Source organism: Rhodococcus sp. NJ-530 (assembly GCF_003860625.1).
Classification (GTDB): domain Bacteria; phylum Actinomycetota; class Actinomycetes; order Mycobacteriales; family Mycobacteriaceae; genus Rhodococcus_F; species Rhodococcus_F qingshengii.
On sequence record NZ_CP034152.1, the window covers coordinates 1735838 to 1751523 of the forward strand.

At 61.6% G+C, this 15686-nt stretch carries 17 protein-coding genes; 14 read left to right on the forward strand and 3 right to left on the reverse strand.

Annotated features, from left to right (window positions below; all coding sequences use genetic code 11):
- Positions 1-8: 8 nt before the first annotated feature.
- Genes EHW12_RS08125 through EHW12_RS08140 form a run of 4 tightly spaced genes read left to right on the forward strand, consistent with a single transcriptional unit; the run spans position 9 to position 1532 of the window.
- Complete coding sequence (locus EHW12_RS08125; protein ID WP_003942066.1) at positions 9-446, forward strand: hypothetical protein; 438 nt, start codon at positions 9-11, stop codon at positions 444-446.
- On the forward strand, positions 439-954 hold the full coding sequence (locus EHW12_RS08130; RefSeq protein WP_003941872.1) for a hypothetical protein: 516 nt from the start codon (positions 439-441) through the stop codon (positions 952-954). Before EHW12_RS08125 ends, EHW12_RS08130 begins: the two co-directional genes overlap by 8 nt.
- Complete coding sequence (locus EHW12_RS08135; protein WP_064443318.1) at positions 947-1219, forward strand: hypothetical protein; 273 nt, start codon at positions 947-949, stop codon at positions 1217-1219. The genes EHW12_RS08130 and EHW12_RS08135 overlap by 8 nt, the downstream gene beginning before the upstream one ends.
- A 31-nt stretch (positions 1220-1250) precedes the next feature.
- The gene (locus EHW12_RS08140) at positions 1251-1532 is read left to right on the forward strand and encodes a metal-sensitive transcriptional regulator (RefSeq protein WP_003942012.1); all 282 of its coding nucleotides are present in this window, start codon (positions 1251-1253) and stop codon (positions 1530-1532) included.
- A 12-nt stretch (positions 1533-1544) separates the two neighbouring features.
- Here the strand turns inward: EHW12_RS08140 and EHW12_RS08145 are convergent, their stop codons facing one another.
- Entirely contained in the window at positions 1545-2156 is a 612-nt protein-coding gene (locus EHW12_RS08145) for a TetR/AcrR family transcriptional regulator (protein WP_125050479.1), read from the reverse strand.
- Positions 2157-2410: 254 nt separating this feature from the next.
- Between EHW12_RS08145 and EHW12_RS08150 the strand changes: the two genes are divergently transcribed.
- The 9 genes from EHW12_RS08150 (at position 2411) to EHW12_RS08190 (ending at position 12001) form a co-directional block, all read left to right on the forward strand.
- Positions 2411-3157: a 3'(2'),5'-bisphosphate nucleotidase CysQ gene (locus EHW12_RS08150; protein ID WP_125050480.1), complete on the forward strand. Its 747-nt coding sequence runs from the start codon at positions 2411-2413 to the stop codon at positions 3155-3157.
- Complete coding sequence (gene cysD / locus EHW12_RS08155; protein ID WP_019744365.1) at positions 3154-4059, forward strand: sulfate adenylyltransferase subunit CysD; 906 nt, start codon at positions 3154-3156, stop codon at positions 4057-4059. Before EHW12_RS08150 ends, cysD begins: the two co-directional genes overlap by 4 nt.
- Positions 4059-5960 (forward strand): sulfate adenylyltransferase subunit CysN, encoded by a 1902-nt coding sequence (gene cysN, locus EHW12_RS08160; protein WP_125050481.1) that lies wholly within the window; start codon positions 4059-4061, stop codon positions 5958-5960. Before cysD ends, cysN begins: the two co-directional genes overlap by 1 nt.
- A gap of 24 nt (positions 5961-5984) precedes the next feature.
- Positions 5985-6344: a nuclear transport factor 2 family protein gene (locus EHW12_RS08165; protein ID WP_003942015.1), complete on the forward strand. Its 360-nt coding sequence runs from the start codon at positions 5985-5987 to the stop codon at positions 6342-6344.
- A complete protein-coding gene (locus EHW12_RS08170) occupies positions 6338-7129 on the forward strand; it encodes an SDR family oxidoreductase (RefSeq protein ID WP_064113990.1) in 792 nt (263 codons plus the stop codon). Before EHW12_RS08165 ends, EHW12_RS08170 begins: the two co-directional genes overlap by 7 nt.
- 22 nt (positions 7130-7151) lie before the next feature.
- Positions 7152-8297 (forward strand): sulfotransferase, encoded by a 1146-nt coding sequence (locus EHW12_RS08175; RefSeq protein WP_125050482.1) that lies wholly within the window; start codon positions 7152-7154, stop codon positions 8295-8297.
- A gap of 88 nt (positions 8298-8385) precedes the next feature.
- Positions 8386-9435 (forward strand): hypothetical protein, encoded by a 1050-nt coding sequence (locus EHW12_RS08180; RefSeq protein WP_241199124.1) that lies wholly within the window; start codon positions 8386-8388, stop codon positions 9433-9435.
- A gap of 35 nt (positions 9436-9470) precedes the next feature.
- Entirely contained in the window at positions 9471-11129 is a 1659-nt protein-coding gene (locus EHW12_RS08185; RefSeq protein ID WP_039973476.1) for an ABC transporter substrate-binding protein, read from the forward strand.
- Complete coding sequence (locus EHW12_RS08190; RefSeq protein WP_125050483.1) at positions 11126-12001, forward strand: TIGR03619 family F420-dependent LLM class oxidoreductase; 876 nt, start codon at positions 11126-11128, stop codon at positions 11999-12001. The genes EHW12_RS08185 and EHW12_RS08190 overlap by 4 nt, the downstream gene beginning before the upstream one ends.
- On the opposite strand, the gene EHW12_RS08195 is transcribed toward EHW12_RS08190, so the two are convergent.
- On the reverse strand, positions 11992-12552 hold the full coding sequence (locus EHW12_RS08195) for a TetR family transcriptional regulator (protein ID WP_003941925.1): 561 nt from the start codon (positions 12550-12552) through the stop codon (positions 11992-11994). The two genes, EHW12_RS08190 and EHW12_RS08195, sit on opposite strands and share 10 nt — an antisense overlap.
- A 131-nt stretch (positions 12553-12683) precedes the next feature.
- Here EHW12_RS08195 and EHW12_RS08200 point away from each other — a divergent pair, with 131 nt between their 5' ends.
- On the forward strand, positions 12684-13700 hold the full coding sequence (locus tag EHW12_RS08200; RefSeq protein ID WP_125050484.1) for an ABC transporter permease: 1017 nt from the start codon (positions 12684-12686) through the stop codon (positions 13698-13700).
- Positions 13701-13740: 40 nt separating this feature from the next.
- Here EHW12_RS08200 and EHW12_RS08205 read toward each other — a convergent pair whose 3' ends face one another.
- On the reverse strand, positions 13741-15672 hold the full coding sequence (locus EHW12_RS08205) for an acyl-CoA dehydrogenase (RefSeq protein ID WP_024487810.1): 1932 nt from the start codon (positions 15670-15672) through the stop codon (positions 13741-13743).
- Positions 15673-15686 lie beyond the last annotated feature (14 nt).

The following is a 15686-nucleotide window of genomic DNA, read 5'->3' on the forward strand; positions in this document are numbered from 1 at the left end:
TTGAACCCGTGAGTATCTCTACGAAGGTCAGGCGCCCGACGGCTGTCGAGGCAGCATTCTGGCTGTGGATCGCCAGCGCGTTCCTGCTCATACTCTTCGGCCTGATCAATGTCACCAGCGCTTCGTATTCGTTGCGTGAGCAGTTCACCGATCAAGGCGTTTCGGCCGGAAACATCGACATCTACGTCACCTTCGTGCGGGTGTCAGGGCTGGTTCTGCTGTTGACCGGCCTCGCGATCGGCGGCCTCGCCGGTCCCACTCGCGCCGGAAGGGCGTTGTGCCGACGGATCCTGGTGATCGTGTCCGGAGTGTTCGCGGTGCTGCAGATCGCGCTGGTCGTGGCCGGGATCAGTACCGTGCTCGCGCTGGTTGTTCCCGTCATGCTGATCTGTGCCTGCGTCGCGATCTACCGCGACACCACCCGAAGTTGGTTTGCCCGTGGCTGATCGCGCGCCGGAAATCGGCCCGGACGTTCTGTACTACGAACCGGGTTCTCGGTGGTGGGCCATCGCGTTCGGTCCGATCTTCTGCCTGATCGCCTTGGTCATCGAACTGTTCACCGGCCCGGTGGTGCATTGGTTCGGTCTGGCGATGTTCGCCGTGATCCTCACCGGATTGGTCTACGTGCAGGTGATCGCAGCACGGCGGCACGCGAGCGTACTTCTGACCGCGACCACGTTGCGTCAGGGAACCGAAGAGGTGCCGATCACCGAGATCGCCGAGGTGTTCCCGGAGTCCGACGACGCTGCCTACGAGGACGAAATGGAACCGTGGGAAACGGCACGCGCGCTCGGTGAGCTGTCCGGAGTGCCCAGGCGTCGGCACGGTATCGGCTTACGTTTGACCACCGGGGGATTGGTGCGGGCGTGGGCAAAGGACGATCAGGCACTGCGCGAGGCGTTGAGTCAGGTCGTTGTGGTTGGTGTCGAACCGGACGGGTCTGCCGATGACTGAGCCACAGCCATCCCCGCGTGTCGACGTGAAGACGTGGATCGGTGTACTCGGTATCGTCGCCGCAACGATTCTGGCGGTCGTGTGCTGGCGAGCGGGTACGACGACGTCCGACTTCGGACCGATACTGGAGGGCGCTCCACCGTTCGAGAGCACGCACTACGACGGTCTCTGGATCTCGGGCGCCGGGTTGTCGATTCTGATTGCGGGGCTGATGGCCATCGATGTCGTGCGCCGCGTCCGGGTGGGCTTCGTCGCATCGCAGTAGCCCTCATACGGGTAGGGGGTATAGTTGCGGTATGAGTAGTTACAGCCCCGAGCAGGACGATCTGCTCAAGCGCCTTCGTCGTATCGAAGGTCAGGTAGCCGGAATTTCACGCATGGTCGCAGACGACCGGTACTGCATCGACGTGCTCACCCAGGTATCCGCCGCGACGAGCGCGTTGCAGTCCGTGTCCCTGAAGCTTCTCGACGCCCACCTTGCGGGTTGCGTCGTCGAAGCTGCCAAGCAGGGTGGTCCGGAAGCGGACGTCAAGATCAAGGAAGCTCAGGCGGCCATCGCTCGCCTCGTTCGTTCGTAAGGTGTCGGTCCGTCACTCCGTGATGGACCGCGCGAGCGCCCGGGCGGAGAAGCTCACGAAGTACTCGGGTGTGACTTCTTTGGCGATGTTGATGACGATGGTGTCCGACAGGCCTTTGAGTCCGGAGAGCACGAGATGGATCAACGCGGGGTCGTCGATCAACCGGCTCCCTTCGGCTGCAGCAGATTCGGTGAGCGCTCGAATCAATGCCGAGTTGTAGACCGCTACGGATGCGTGAAGTTCCCGCATGCTTTCTCGGTCGGACCCGGCCATGCCTTCGATGTCGCGCCAAGTGGTGGTGAGTCGACCCGCCCGTGCCCAGTGCCGAGCAAACTCGGAAATCATGGACTCGAGTAAGGCGCTCAGTCCCTGCTCGCGGGGGAGCGAGTTCACGAAGTCCGCCATTTCCAGCTGACTTTCGCTGAGGAGGGCGGCGAAGATGTCCTGCTTGTCGACGAAGTACTGGTAGATCAGGCCAGTGCTGGTGCCGGCTCGTTTGGCGACAGCGCGGATCGTGAGCGCGGAGTAGCCTCCTTCGTCCAGAAGCGAGATCGCCGCGTCGAGAGTTCGGCGTCGACGCACTTCGGCGTCGCCGTAGATCGACTTGCTGCTGGTACTGCTCATTTGATCACCGTAGTCGCGGTGGTCGGCATCCTCAATTCACATCGAACACTGTTCGTTGTCGAACGCCGCCCAGAAACCAATGTGACTCAGATCATAGAATGAACATTGTTCGAAATAGAATGAACATCGTTCATTCTGGTGTTACGGTATGGCGCAGACCACATCGAGGCCAGTGCAAAGCGCTGGACACTCTGCGGTCTGCCTGACCTTTCTTCCCGTATCGATCGGGAGGTCTACACAGTTGTGGAGTACCTATGACACGCACTAACGATGAACGCGCGGCGATCGACATCGCCGCTGCGGCTGGAGAACTTCTGCTCGACCATCGGAAATCCCTCGGCGAAAACGACGGTGATGTCGCGACTTTCAAGAACGCGGCCGATCGGCTCAGTCATGAATTCATCGTCGCCGAACTTGCCCGACGCTTTCCTGCGGATGCAGTGCTGTCGGAGGAAGGGGCTGACGACCTCGCGAGGCTGGCTGCGGATCGGGTGTGGATCGTCGACCCTCTCGACGGCACCCGTGAGTACGGCGAGGCCGGACGATCGGACTGGGCCGTTCATGTTGCGCTGACCGAAAACGGTGTCCTCACAACCGGTGCGGTCGCAATGCCTGCCCTTGGCGTCACCTATTCGAGCAGCGATGATCGGACCGAACGGGATGCCGCGACGCCGGTTCGAGTCGTCGTATCGCGGACGCGTCGTCCGGAACCGGTCATGCGCATGGCCGACTCGATGGGCGCGGAGTTGATCGAAATGGGATCCGCCGGAGCCAAAGCAATGGCGGTCGTCTCGGGTGAGGCAGACATCTACGCACATGTGGGCGGACAGTACGAGTGGGATTCGGCGGCGCCCGTTGCTGTCGCACATGCTGCGGGACTGCATGTTTCGCGTATCGATGGCAGCGAACTGCGCTACAACCAGGAAAACCCGTGGTTGCCGGATCTGCTGATCTGCCGACCCGAACTCGCCCCGAAAGCACTGGAGGAACTGGGCCGATGACCGCGACACTGACGCACCTCGAACGACTCGAAGCCGAGAGCATTCACATCATGCGTGAAGCTGTTGCCCAGAGCGAGAACCCGGTGATGTTGTACTCGGTGGGCAAGGACTCCGCCGTGATGCTGCATCTGGCGCGCAAGGCCTTCTATCCGTCGAAGCTGCCGTTTCCGCTTCTGCACGTCGATACCACGTGGAAGTTCCGTGAAATGTACAAACTTCGTGACAGTACCGCCGCTGCAGGCGATCTCGATCTGATCGTCCACACCAACCCGGACTGCGTGAAGCAGGGGATCAACCCGTTCACTCACGGCAGCGCTGTCCATACCGACATGTGGAAGACCGAAGGCCTCAAACAAGCCCTCGATCACTACAAGTTCGACGCTGCATTCGGCGGCGCCCGCCGTGACGAAGAAAAATCCCGCGCCAAGGAACGCATCTTCTCGATCCGATCAGCTGCGCACCGTTGGGATCCCAAGCAGCAGCGACCGGAACTGTGGCGGATGTACAACGTCCGCAAAGCGCCGGGCGAGAGCCTGCGCGTCTTCCCTCTCTCGAACTGGACCGAGCTGGATGTGTGGGAATACATACGCCAGGAAGAGATTCCGATCGTTCCGCTGTATTTTGCCGACAAGCGGCCCGTCGTCGAGCGGGACGGTGCGCTGATCATGGTCGACGACGACCGGATGCCGTTGCTGCCGGGAGAGACTCCGGAACTCAAGAGCGTTCGTTTCCGCACCCTCGGCTGCTACCCGCTGACCGGAGCCGTCGAATCGACCGCCACGAGCCTGACCGAGATCATCTCGGAAATGTTGCTCACCACCACTTCCGAACGCCAGGGACGGGTCATCGACCACGACTCCAGTGCGTCGATGGAGAAGAAGAAGCAAGAGGGGTACTTCTGATGACTGTTTCCTCGGATCTGATCGCTGACGACATCGAGGCGTACCTCGAACGTCATGCGAACAAGAGCATGCTGCGATTCATCACGTGCGGCAGCGTCGACGACGGCAAGAGCACCTTGATCGGCCGTCTGCTCTACGAATCGAAACTCGTCTTCGACGACCAGTTGACGGCGCTCGAAGCCGATTCGCGCAAGAGCGGAACTCAGGGGGAGGGGCTCGATTTCGCGCTCCTGGTCGACGGTCTCGCCGCCGAACGTGAGCAGGGCATCACGATCGACGTCGCCTACCGCTACTTCACGACCGAGCGACGCAAGTTCGTCGTCGCCGATACTCCGGGGCACGAGCAGTACACCCGAAACATGGTGACGGGCGCGTCGACCGCCGATCTTGCTGTGATCCTTGTCGATTCCCGCAAGGGGATACTGACTCAGACCCGCCGGCACTCGTATCTGGTGTCGTTGCTGGGGATCAAGCACGTGGTGCTTGCCGTGAACAAACTCGACCTCGTCGACTACTCGCAAGAGGTCTTCGATGCCATTACCGCGGATTACGCAGAGTTCGCTCACGAGATCGGTCTGGACGGGTTCGTCGCCATCCCGATGTCGGCATACATGGGTGACAATCTCACCGAGCGCAGTGCGAATACCCCGTGGTACTCCGGACCAAGCCTGATCGAGCATCTCGAAAGCGTGGACATCGACGATGCTGCCGCCGCGGCTCCGTTCCGGATGCCGGTGCAGTGGGTCAACCGGCCGGACCTCGACTTCCGCGGATTCTCCGGCCAGATCGTTTCAGGCACCGTATCTCCCGGAGATCCCATCCGCGTGCTCCCCAGTGGAAAGACGTCCACAGTCGAGCGCATCGTGACCATGGGTGGCGACCTCGACGTTGCCGGTGCGGGCCGCTCGGTCACCATCACGCTCGCCGACCAGATCGACATCAGTCGCGGTGATGTGCTGTCCATCGGCGACAATCCGCCGGCCGTAGCCGATCAGTTCGAGGCCTGCATCGTCTGGATGGGTGAGGCTCCCATGCTGCCCGAACGGCCGTTCCTGTGCCAGATCGGTACCGTCACAGTCACTGCGCGCATCACCAAACCGAAACACAAGATCAACGTCAACACTCTCGAGAAGACCGCAACGACTACTCTCGCGCTCAACGAAATCGGTGTGTGCAACCTCAGTTTCGATCGACCGGTCCCGTTCGACCCGTACGTCGGCAACCGTGACACCGGTAGCTTCATCCTCATCGACCGCCTCACCAACGGCACTGTCGGTGCGGGCATGATCACGCACTCGCTGCGTCGATCGGACAACATTCACTGGCAATCCGTCGACGTCGACGAGGCCGCGCACACCAGGCTCAAGGGACACCAACCCGCAGTTCTGTGGTTCACCGGTCTCTCCGGTTCGGGAAAGTCGACCATCGCGAACGATGTCGAGCGTCAACTACACGCACTCGGCGCGCACACCTACCTCCTCGACGGAGACAACGTCCGTCACGGGCTGAATCGAGACCTCGGATTCACCGAAGCCGACCGCGTCGAGAACATCCGTCGCGTCACCGAGGTCACCCGACTGATGGCGGACGCCGGTCTGATCGTGCTCGCGTCCTTCATTTCACCGTTCGAGGCCGAGCGTCATGCCGCCCGCGAATTGATCGGCGACGAACAGTTCGTCGAAATCTTCGTCGACACCGCTCTTGCCGTCGCAGAGGAGCGAGATCCCAAGGGTCTGTACAAGAAGGCTCGACGGGGCGAGTTGGTGAACTTCACCGGAATCGATTCGCCGTACGAACCGCCGCAGAACCCTGACATTCACATCGACACCAGTGTCACGACGACCGAGGACGCTGCGATCGCGATCGTCGACCATCTCCGCGCCCGCGGAACCATTTCTTGATCCGCCTGAACACGAGGAGCATCCATGCCTGACAGGGCTGAAATAGTTTCTGCCGTAGAAGATTACGTCAAGTGTCTCGGAAGTCACGACGTCGACGGACTGGTTGCGCTGTTTGCGCCCGACGCAGTTCAACACGAACCGCTGGGGGTCCAGACCTACCGCGGCATCGACGAGATTCGCGAATTCGATACCGCGAACGCGCAGGTCGATTTCACAGTCAGCCTGCTCGGTCCGATTTCGGTGACGGGAAAGTACGCAGCGATGCAGCTTCGGGTGCAGCGCGCCGGTATCCCTGACTTCGCTGCCACCGACGTGTTCGAGTTCGACGAGAACGGCAAGATCATCTCCCTGAGTGTTGTTCTCGATCCGCAGGCGCTGTGCTGACCCATCAGGGCCTGCTGGCAGGCAAGGTTGTCGTCGTCTCGGGAGTGGGCCCGGCGCTGGGTCGTTCGATTGCGCTGCAGAGTGCGGCGGCCGGAGCGAAGGTTGTTCTGGCTGCCCGCACACCCGAGCGCTTGGAATCGGTGGCAAGGGAGATTCGAGACCGCGGCGGAATCGCGTTGGCCGTACCGACGAACCTCACCGACGTCGATTCGATCGCTTCGTTGGCGGAGACAACTGTCGCTGAGTTCGGTGCGGCGCATTGCTTGGTGAACAACGCATTTGTTCAACCCGCGCAGGTCCCGCTCCTGGACGCCGACGTGGCGTCCATCCAGTCGGGCATCGACATCAACTTGCTCGCGGCGTTGAACGTCACCAGAGAATTTGCTCCGGCATTGATCGAGTCGCACGGGTCCGTCGTGATGGTCACGTCCATGGTGTTGCGCAACCAGCTTCCCGGGTTCGGGGCCTACCGCATCATGAAATCCGGGCTCCTGGCAATGGCACGCAGTTTGTCGATCGATCTCGGTCCCAAGGGCGTTCGAGTCAATTCGGTTGCTCCCGGCTATATCTGGGCGGACTCGGTCAAGAACATGTTCGAGAAGAAGGCGGCGGAGGCAGGAGTCGACCCCAAGGTGATCTACGACGAGATCGCAGCGGGCGCCGATCTGCGCCGATTGCCGGAGCCAGATGACATCGCAAACGCTGTCGTCTTCCTCCTGTCCGATTCAGCCAGGGCCATCACAGGGCAATGTCTCGACGTCAACTGCGGTCACACGCACCACTGATCAACTCATACAAGGACTAGCCATGACACAGGATTACGACGGCATCGGTTCCATCGATCACCTGCACCAGGCTGCGTGCGAGGCGGCCGGGTACGAAAACTTCGGCAGCGAAGGCTATCTCGAAGGACTTCGAGTTCTCCTCGAGTCGTTCCAGAACGAGGCCGACCTCACTCCTCACGGCAAGGTGATCGCTCGCAAGATGATCGTCGGAGCGCTCGCGGGTCGCCTGACCAGTGAGGCCGGATTCGCGAAATATCCAGAGCACGTAGATGTTCCGATCGAACGCCCGATCTTCGTGGTCGGGTTGACCCGCACCGGCAGCACCGCGCTGCACCGCTTGCTCGGTGCCGACCCAGCGCATCAGGGCGCCGAGATGTGGCTCGCCGAGACGCCGCAGCCGCGCCCCGAGCGCGACACGTGGTCGGAGAACGAAGATTACGTTCGCTCCGACGCCTTCTACCGTGCTCGCCAGCGTAACGAGGCAGACCTGATGAAGGTTCATTTCATGGGGGCGGAGGAGGTCGAGGAATGCTGGCGGCTGCTGCAGCAGACGATGCTCTCGACCGCGTTCGAGACGGTGGCGTACGTGCCGAGTTACACCCGGTGGCTGGCGGAGCAGGACTGGACCGAAACATATGCGCGGCACAAGAAGAACCTGCAGTTGATCGGGCTGCACGACCAGGACAGACGGTGGGTGCTCAAAAGCCCGAGCCATGTCTTCGCGATCGACGAGATCATGTCGGTCTATCCGGATGCACTGTTCGTTCGGACCTTCCGAGACCCGTTGACATCGATGGCGTCCACCTTCAGCCTCGTAGAGCAGGGCGGACACGACATGTCGAAGGCATTCGACCGTCCCGCCATCGGGCGCACGCAACTGGACCTGTGGGCGCGAGGGAACGCGAACTTCAACAATGCCCGTAGCCGTTACAACCCCGATCAGTTCATCGACGTCGACTACAAGGACTTCATCGCCGATGCGGTCGGCACCGTCGAGAAGATCTATGCACAGTTCGCCCTGCCCTTCACAGACGACGCCCGCGCCGCGGTGGAGGCGTCGCATCAGGCCAGCCTTGCCGAGCACCGTCGTCCGTCGCATCGCTATTCGCTCGAGGATTTCGGCGTGAGCGCTGCCGACGTCGAAGCGAAGTTCTCCACCACACCCTGAAGGCCTCCGGCCCTGTGCGCCTTTTTGGTAGTGCCGACTACCAAAAAGGCGCACAGGGCGAAGCCCCAACCGAAACAAGGAGATTCACATGAATGCTGTTTGGGAAAAGTTCTGCGCAGATCTGCTCGAGGTCGGAAAGGTCCTGGAAGACGAGATCGTCCCTCAGGATCCGCTGACTCAAGCCGAGGGCGTCCGCTACCTGAGTCGGTTGCTTCGGTACGGCACGATCAACTGTGTCGAGTACACCGATCCACGGTGGCCGCAGTTCTCGTCGGCTCCGAACCCGAACATGATGACGAAGATCGGTGCCGACAACCCGGACAACGTCTACATGCGCGCCAACATTTCCGGTAAGTACAACTACCGGATCATCGGCACCCGAGGCACCGTCCCGCTGATCACCTTCGGCTCGCGCGTAAATCGGTACCACATCGACGGCACCATGCTGCAGACCGGCGATCTGCATATCCACGACCTCGAGGTCGACGAGAACGGCCGTTTCGAGTTCATCGCGAGCGTCGACAAGCCCGATGAGGGCGCTTGGCTGCCTTTGGCGCCCGACAGCAACCTCATCTCCGTTCGGCAAACTCACCAGGATCGACGCAACGAGATTGTCGGTGATCTGACCATCGAATGCCTGAACCCGGACGGGGAGTTCGTCCCGTTGACTCCGGAAGAGATCGGCGAGCGCCTCACCAAGTCCGTCGGGATCGTGAAGGGGATGGCGGAGACCTTCCTGGAATGGTCGCGCAAATTCCAGCCGCACACCAACGAGATCTTCGACTGGGGACAGGACTACTTCCAGGATGCCGGCGGCGATCCGACGATCTTCTACTTCCACGGTTACTGGAAGCTCGCCGAGGACGAGGCGTGGGTCATCGAGACCGAGGTTCCGAACTGCGAGTACTTCAACTTCGTGCTGCAGAACTTCTGGGTCGAGTCCCTCGACTACAACCGCACGAACATCTACATCAACAATCACACCGCGAAGCTCAACGACGACGGCACCATGACAATCGTCGTGGCGGCGAAGGATCCGGGTTATGGCAACTGGATCGACACCGATTCGCATGCCGAGGGACATGGGCGCTGCGCTGGATCAAGGCGGACTCGCACCCGATCCCGACGTCGAAGGTAGTCAAGATCTGACACGCTGACGGAGATTGGGAACGTATGTACACCAGGAAGATTAGGTTCGGCCCTCGCTTTGTCGCGCTCGGGCTTGCCGGTGCATTGATGTTGGCCGGCTGCGCGTCGAGCAGTGGGGACAACTCGGGATCGGCTTCACCGAGCAGTAGTGGCGCAGCTGGTTTTGTGGGCGCCCCAGATGTGGGGGAGCGGATCGACGGCGGTGTTCTCACCTTCGGGTCCTATTCGTTCCCTTCCTCGTTGGACCCCACGAGAACGCAAGCCGCCGGTTCGACCGGCGGAACCGAAATGGCCGCGATTTACGACACGCTGGTACGCAGCGACTCCACAAACGGGAGCTTCGTGCCACAACTCGCGAAGACACTGTCGAACAACAGCGACTTCACCTCGTACACCGTCACTTTGGCTGATGGCCTCACCTTCAGCGACGGAAGTCCGCTCGACGCGGAAGCGGTGAAGTGGAGTATCGATCGATTCGTGGCAGGCAAGGGTGATGTATCGCAGACCTGGCTCAACATCGTGGATCGGATCGAGACGCCCGACGCCACCACAGTCGAATTCGTGCTCGAGCGGCCCTGGCGTCAATTCCCGGCGCTGTTGTCGCTCGGGCCCGGAATGATCGTTGCGCGAAGTTCAGGGGGAGAGGCAGGGTCGGTTTCAGGAACCGGGGAGGGAGCGTTCACACCGATCGGGGCGGGTCCGTTCACCTTGGCCAAGTTCGCCCCGCACGAAGAACTGGTACTCGCCGCACGCACGGATTATCAGGGCGGTAAACCTCCACTGGACACAGTGCGGTTTGTTCCCACGTCGGGTGCGCAGTCTCAGTACGAATCGTTGAAGAGCGGCCAGATCGACATGACGTACATCCTCCGCGACGAGGCCGTGATCGAACAAGCTCTCGACGACGGATACTCGGGTTACCTCAGTCCGACCGGACAGAACGGGATCGGCACGATCAACAACCGTGAGGGCAAGCCCGGGGCTGATGTTCGCGTCCGTCAGGCGATCGCCTACGGGGTGGATCCGGCGGCGGTCAATACCAGGGCGAACAACGGATTGGGCACCGCCAGTTCCGAACTGGTCCCGCAGACGTCACGTTGGTACAACAACACAGCAGGCATTCCGTTCGATCAGGTGAAGGCAAAGGCGCTGCTCGATCAAGCGAAGTCCGACGGGTACGACGGGAAACTCCGCTACCTCACCACCTCGGAGCCGAGCCAACAGGCGACGGCACTGACGGTTCAGGCGTCGCTGAACGCGATCGGTTTCGACGTCACCATCGACTACGCGACCGATGTGACCGATCTGGTTCGACGGGTATACAAGGACCACGATTTCGACATGACCAGAGGTGGCGCTCCGGTCGGAGAAGAAGCGCCGTACCTCAATTTGTACAACAGTATGGCCAGTGATTCGAAGAACAACCCGTCCGGCTTCGCGGACCCGGAGATGGACGCGATGATCACAGCTGTGCAGACGGCATCGACGGACGATGCTGTCCGTGAGGCGATCAGCAAGGTGCAGGAGTACGCCAACGCGACTGTGCCTTACGTGATCTGGGGGCCGGCGTCGGTGTTGACCGCATGGGACGGCAATGTTCACGGCGTCGTACGCAACATCACCGACATCATGTTCTTGGGCGGCGCTTGGATCTCGCCCAACGGCGAAACGGTGGAACGATGAAGTGGTCCTTGGCCGGTGCGATGATCGACGCCCTGGAACTGTGCGAGTTGGCGCAGGTCGCCGAAGAGGTGGGGTTCGACGGAATCGCGATGCCGGATTCCGTGTTCTATCCGGAGCAGGTGTCGGCGCCGTACCCGTACACTGCTGACGGGAAGCGGATGTGGGCGCCCGAGACGCCGATGCCTGATCCGTTCATTGCCATGGCGGCGATGGCGGCCGTCACATCGCGAATTCAGTTCTACACCAACGTGTTCAAACTTCCACTGCGCGATCCGCTGTTGACGGCCAAGCAGGTCGCGACCATGGCCGTGATGTCGAGGAACCGCGTCGCTCTCGGCGTCGGTTTGTCCTGGATTCCCGAGGAATTCACCTTCACCGGTACCGAGATGCGCACCCGCGGTGCGCGTACCGACGAAGCCATCGAGATCATCAAGGCGGTGTGTGCGGGACGTGGGCCGGAATGGGTCGAATACCACGGCAAGCACTACGATTTCGACGCTCTGATGATCAGTCCTGCTCCGGAGATTCCGGTTCCGATCTACATCGGTGGGCACAGCGAACCGGGGTTGCGTCGTGCAGCCAGGCTGGCTGACGGTTGGATGTCGGTGAACACGACCAAAGCCGAATTAGCCTGCGCCATCGATCGTCTCACGGAATTGCGGGTCGAGTACGGTCGTGCCGATGTTCCTTTCGGCGTCAACGTCTCGCCGACGGATGTTCGTGATCTGGACGGATATCGCGAACTCGAGACTCTCGGAGTCACGGAAATCAGAGTTTTGCCCTGGTATCGCTACGGAGTTGACGCCGGTGATCGTCAGGGGCGACTCGACTCCGTTCGGCGGTTTGCCGAGGAGGTCATCGCTCAGTACTGATCGATCAGCGTCTGCATCGCCCGGCCGTAGAGTTTTGCCAACTCGTCGCGATCTGCGGACTGGGGGATACTCTCGTCGCTGAGGACGCTCAACAGCCCGGACACCTGGGCGGAGACCAGGAGTGCGCGGGTGTACGCGTCTTCGCCGTCTAGACGAGCGGCGAGATTGGTGGCGAATACTCCGGTCATGTCTCTGAGTCGCTCCCGGATGCGTGGACTGTCCGACGCTCGCATGAGCGCTGTGTACACCGACAGCATCCGGGCGTCGGCCTTGCCCAGGACGAAGGCGGCGATTCGCTCACCGAGGGTGTCGAGTGGGCCGTCGAACTGGCCTTCGAAGTAGTCCGCAACCGGCGTGGTTTCCAGGAACAGTGCTTCTTTGGACCCGAAATGCCGGATGACCAGGGCCGGATCGATTCCGGCAACTTTGGCGATGGCGCGAACTGACGTGCCGCCGAACCCGTGCTCGCCGAACAGTTGGAACGCCGCCGCGCGAATCGCCTCGGATGTCGAGGGTTGCTCCTGCTCTGGCGTGTGCCTCGTGGGTGTCACGACATCGACCTCCGTGCTCGCTCGCCGACCGCGTTGTCAACGGCGTTGACTATAACGTGTCAACGGTGTTGACTGTTGAGTCTGTCAACGGTGTTGACAGCTAGATGCGGTTAGTGAAGAGAGCGTGGAATATGACAGATACCGACGTCCGAGTACCCAGCGAAGAAGTTGTCGATCCGCCGACCAATTGGAAGATGGTGGGCAGTGGACTCGCATTTCCGTTGTTCTTCGTCATCATGTTCTGCCTGTGCTACGTCAGCGCCTTCCATGCGCCGACGCCGAATCAGGCACCGATCGTGGTGGTCGGGTCGCCGTCCGTCACGGCCCCGCTGATCGACGGAATCCAGGCTTCGTCGGGTGGCAAGTTCGACATCGTTGCCACAGCCAACGCCGCCGACGCACTCTCTCGGATCGACAACCGCGATGCGATCGGCGCCATCGAGATCGGTGACACCGTGACCGCACATATCGCCACCGGCGCGGGCGCCTCGACGGTTTCCGTGGTGAGCAGCTTGGCGCATTCGGTTGCGGAGCAGACGGGGCAGCAGGTCACGGTGATCGACTCGGCGCCTGTCACGGCGCGAGACTCCTCGACCGTCGGACTCTTCTACTTCCTGATCGTCTGCACCCTCGGTGGCTACCTGACCATCACGGTGCTCAGTCAGGTTGCGCCGAGAATGCGGTTGCGAGAGCAGTATTCGATCCTGGCCGGTGCGGCGATACTCACCCCGCTCATAGCCTTCGGCATCACCAGCATCTTCATGCACGCCTTCGGGGCGTCATTCGGCCAGATCCTGCAACTGCTGGGAATCTCGATGGTTTACACGTTCACCGTCGGTGCGGTGAGCATCCTGCTCAATCGACTGCTCGGCCAAGCCGCGATCTTCGCGGTGCTGACGGTGCTCGTTTTCATCAACTTCCCGAGTTCGGGTGGTGCCATTCCGGTGTCGTTCCTGCCGGGATTTTGGCAGCACATCCATTCGTTCTGGCTCGGATCGGCAGCCATGGAGCCCATCCGCTCCGTCATCTACTTCAGTGGCAACGGCGCCGGACCGCACCTGCTCGTTCTGGGGATCTGGCTGGTCGCGGCACTCGGCCTGACCGGACTGCTCGCCTCTCGCCAGTCGAAAAAGGCAGCAGCGCACTGAGTGTGGTGGGGCCGGCGATTGCCGACCCCACCCGAACCCTTTACTTCAGCCGTACCGCGTCGGTGCCCGGTCCGTCGAGCATCGCGGACCCCAGCAGGATGTCCGGAATGCCGAACCCGTCGATCAGTGTCTCGACGTGGGGGCGCAGGGTGCGGCAACGCTCGTTGATTCCGCGCGTCACGGCCTTCGAACGCTCCACCGACAGATGCCGGTGCTCCATGAACCAGGCCTTGTCCTCTTCGATCACGGACAGTGCGTAGAGATCGCACACCTCGCCGAAGAGTTCCTTTGCGGTCTCGTCCTCACACGAGTCGATGCCGGCGACGAATGCTTCCAGGATGACGCGCTCGATGTGCGCCTGAGCGGCTTTGAGCACGTGGTCCTGCACGAAGTTGAACGCGTCGAACGGGTTCTCCTCGCGCTTCTGCGCTGCCTGCAATCGCCTTGCCGCAGTGGCGAGTAGGTACTCTTCGCGGTCTTCGAACATCTTCATCTGGGTGCCGCGATTGAAGAGGCTGCCGTCCTCTTCGTTGTCCTGGCGAGTGTCGACGATCGTCTGCAGGATCTGCTGCGCTGCCGTGCGTTTCTTGACCACGTCGGAGACCGTCGTAGCGGCGAAGCGCATCCAGTCGACCGGGCTCATGCCGCGGACTTCGTCGGCGTAGGAGGTGAGGAGTTCTTTTGCGACCAACTGCGTCAGAACGTGGTTGTCACCCTCGAACGTGGTGAAGACGTCGGTGTCCGCCTTGAGTGCGGTGAGGCGGTTCTCGGCGAGATAGCCTGCGCCGCCGCAGGCTTCGCGTGCCTCCTGGATGGCCCGAGTGGCATGCCAGGTGTTGGCGGCCTTGAGTCCGGCGGCGCGACCTTCGAGTTCGCGCTGCTCCTGCGGATCCGGGTCGTCGCTGCTCTGGATGTCGTGCATCGCGGCGACGAGTTCGTTCTGTGCGAACTGCAGAGCGTACGAGCGGGCGATCAACGGCAGCAGACGCTTCTGGTGGACGAGGTAGTCCATGATCAGGACTTCGTCGTCACTCTTCGGAGCACTGAACTGCCTGCGCTGCAGGGCGTATCGACCGGCGATGGCCAATCCGACGCGGGCGGCCGCTGCCGCGGAACCACCGACGGTGACACGTCCACGAACCAGTGTGCCGACCATCGTGAAGAAACGACGGTTCGGGTTCTCGATCGCCGAGCTGTACGTGCCGTCCTCGGCGACGTCGGCGTAACGGTTGAGTAGATTCTCACGCGGGATGCGGACCTGGTCGAAGACGATGCGGCCGTTGTCGACTCCGGGCAGTCCACCCTTGAGCCCGCAGTCGGACGTCGTGACGCCGGGGAGGTCGTTGCCGGCGTCGTCACGAATCGGCACGACAAAGCAGTGGACGCCCTGACTTTCGCCTCCGGTGATCAGCTGTGCGAACACCGCTGCGACGGTGGCGTGCTGGGCAGCGCCGCCGATGTAGTCCTTGCGAGAGGACGGAGTGGGGGAGTTGACGACGAACTCGCCCGTCTCGACGTCGTAGGTCGCCGTGGTTTCGAGTTCCTGGACGTCGCTGCCGTGACCGGTCTCGGTCATCGCAAAGCAACCGAGCAGGTCCAGATCGATCAGCGGCTTGACGTACGCCTGGTGGTGACGCTCGGTGCCGAGGTTTTCGATGGCGCCGCCGAACAGACCCCACTGGACGCCGGCCTTGACCATCAGTGAGAGGTCGGACATCGCGAGCATCTCGATGCTGGTGACGGCGCCACCCGCGTCGCCCGTTCCGCCGTGAGAGACGGCGAAACCGTTTGCGGCGTACCCGAGATCGGCGAGGACCCGCATCTGTTCGAGAGCCTTGGAGCGCGCAATGGCGGTGTTGGGTGTGTAGTGCGGAGCAAAACGTTCGTCGTTCAATTCGCCGCGAACGCGCTCACGCACCTCCCGCCAGCGTCCGTCGAGTGTTGTCCTGAGGTGGTCCGCTGTGGTGGCCATGGAACCGACGATAG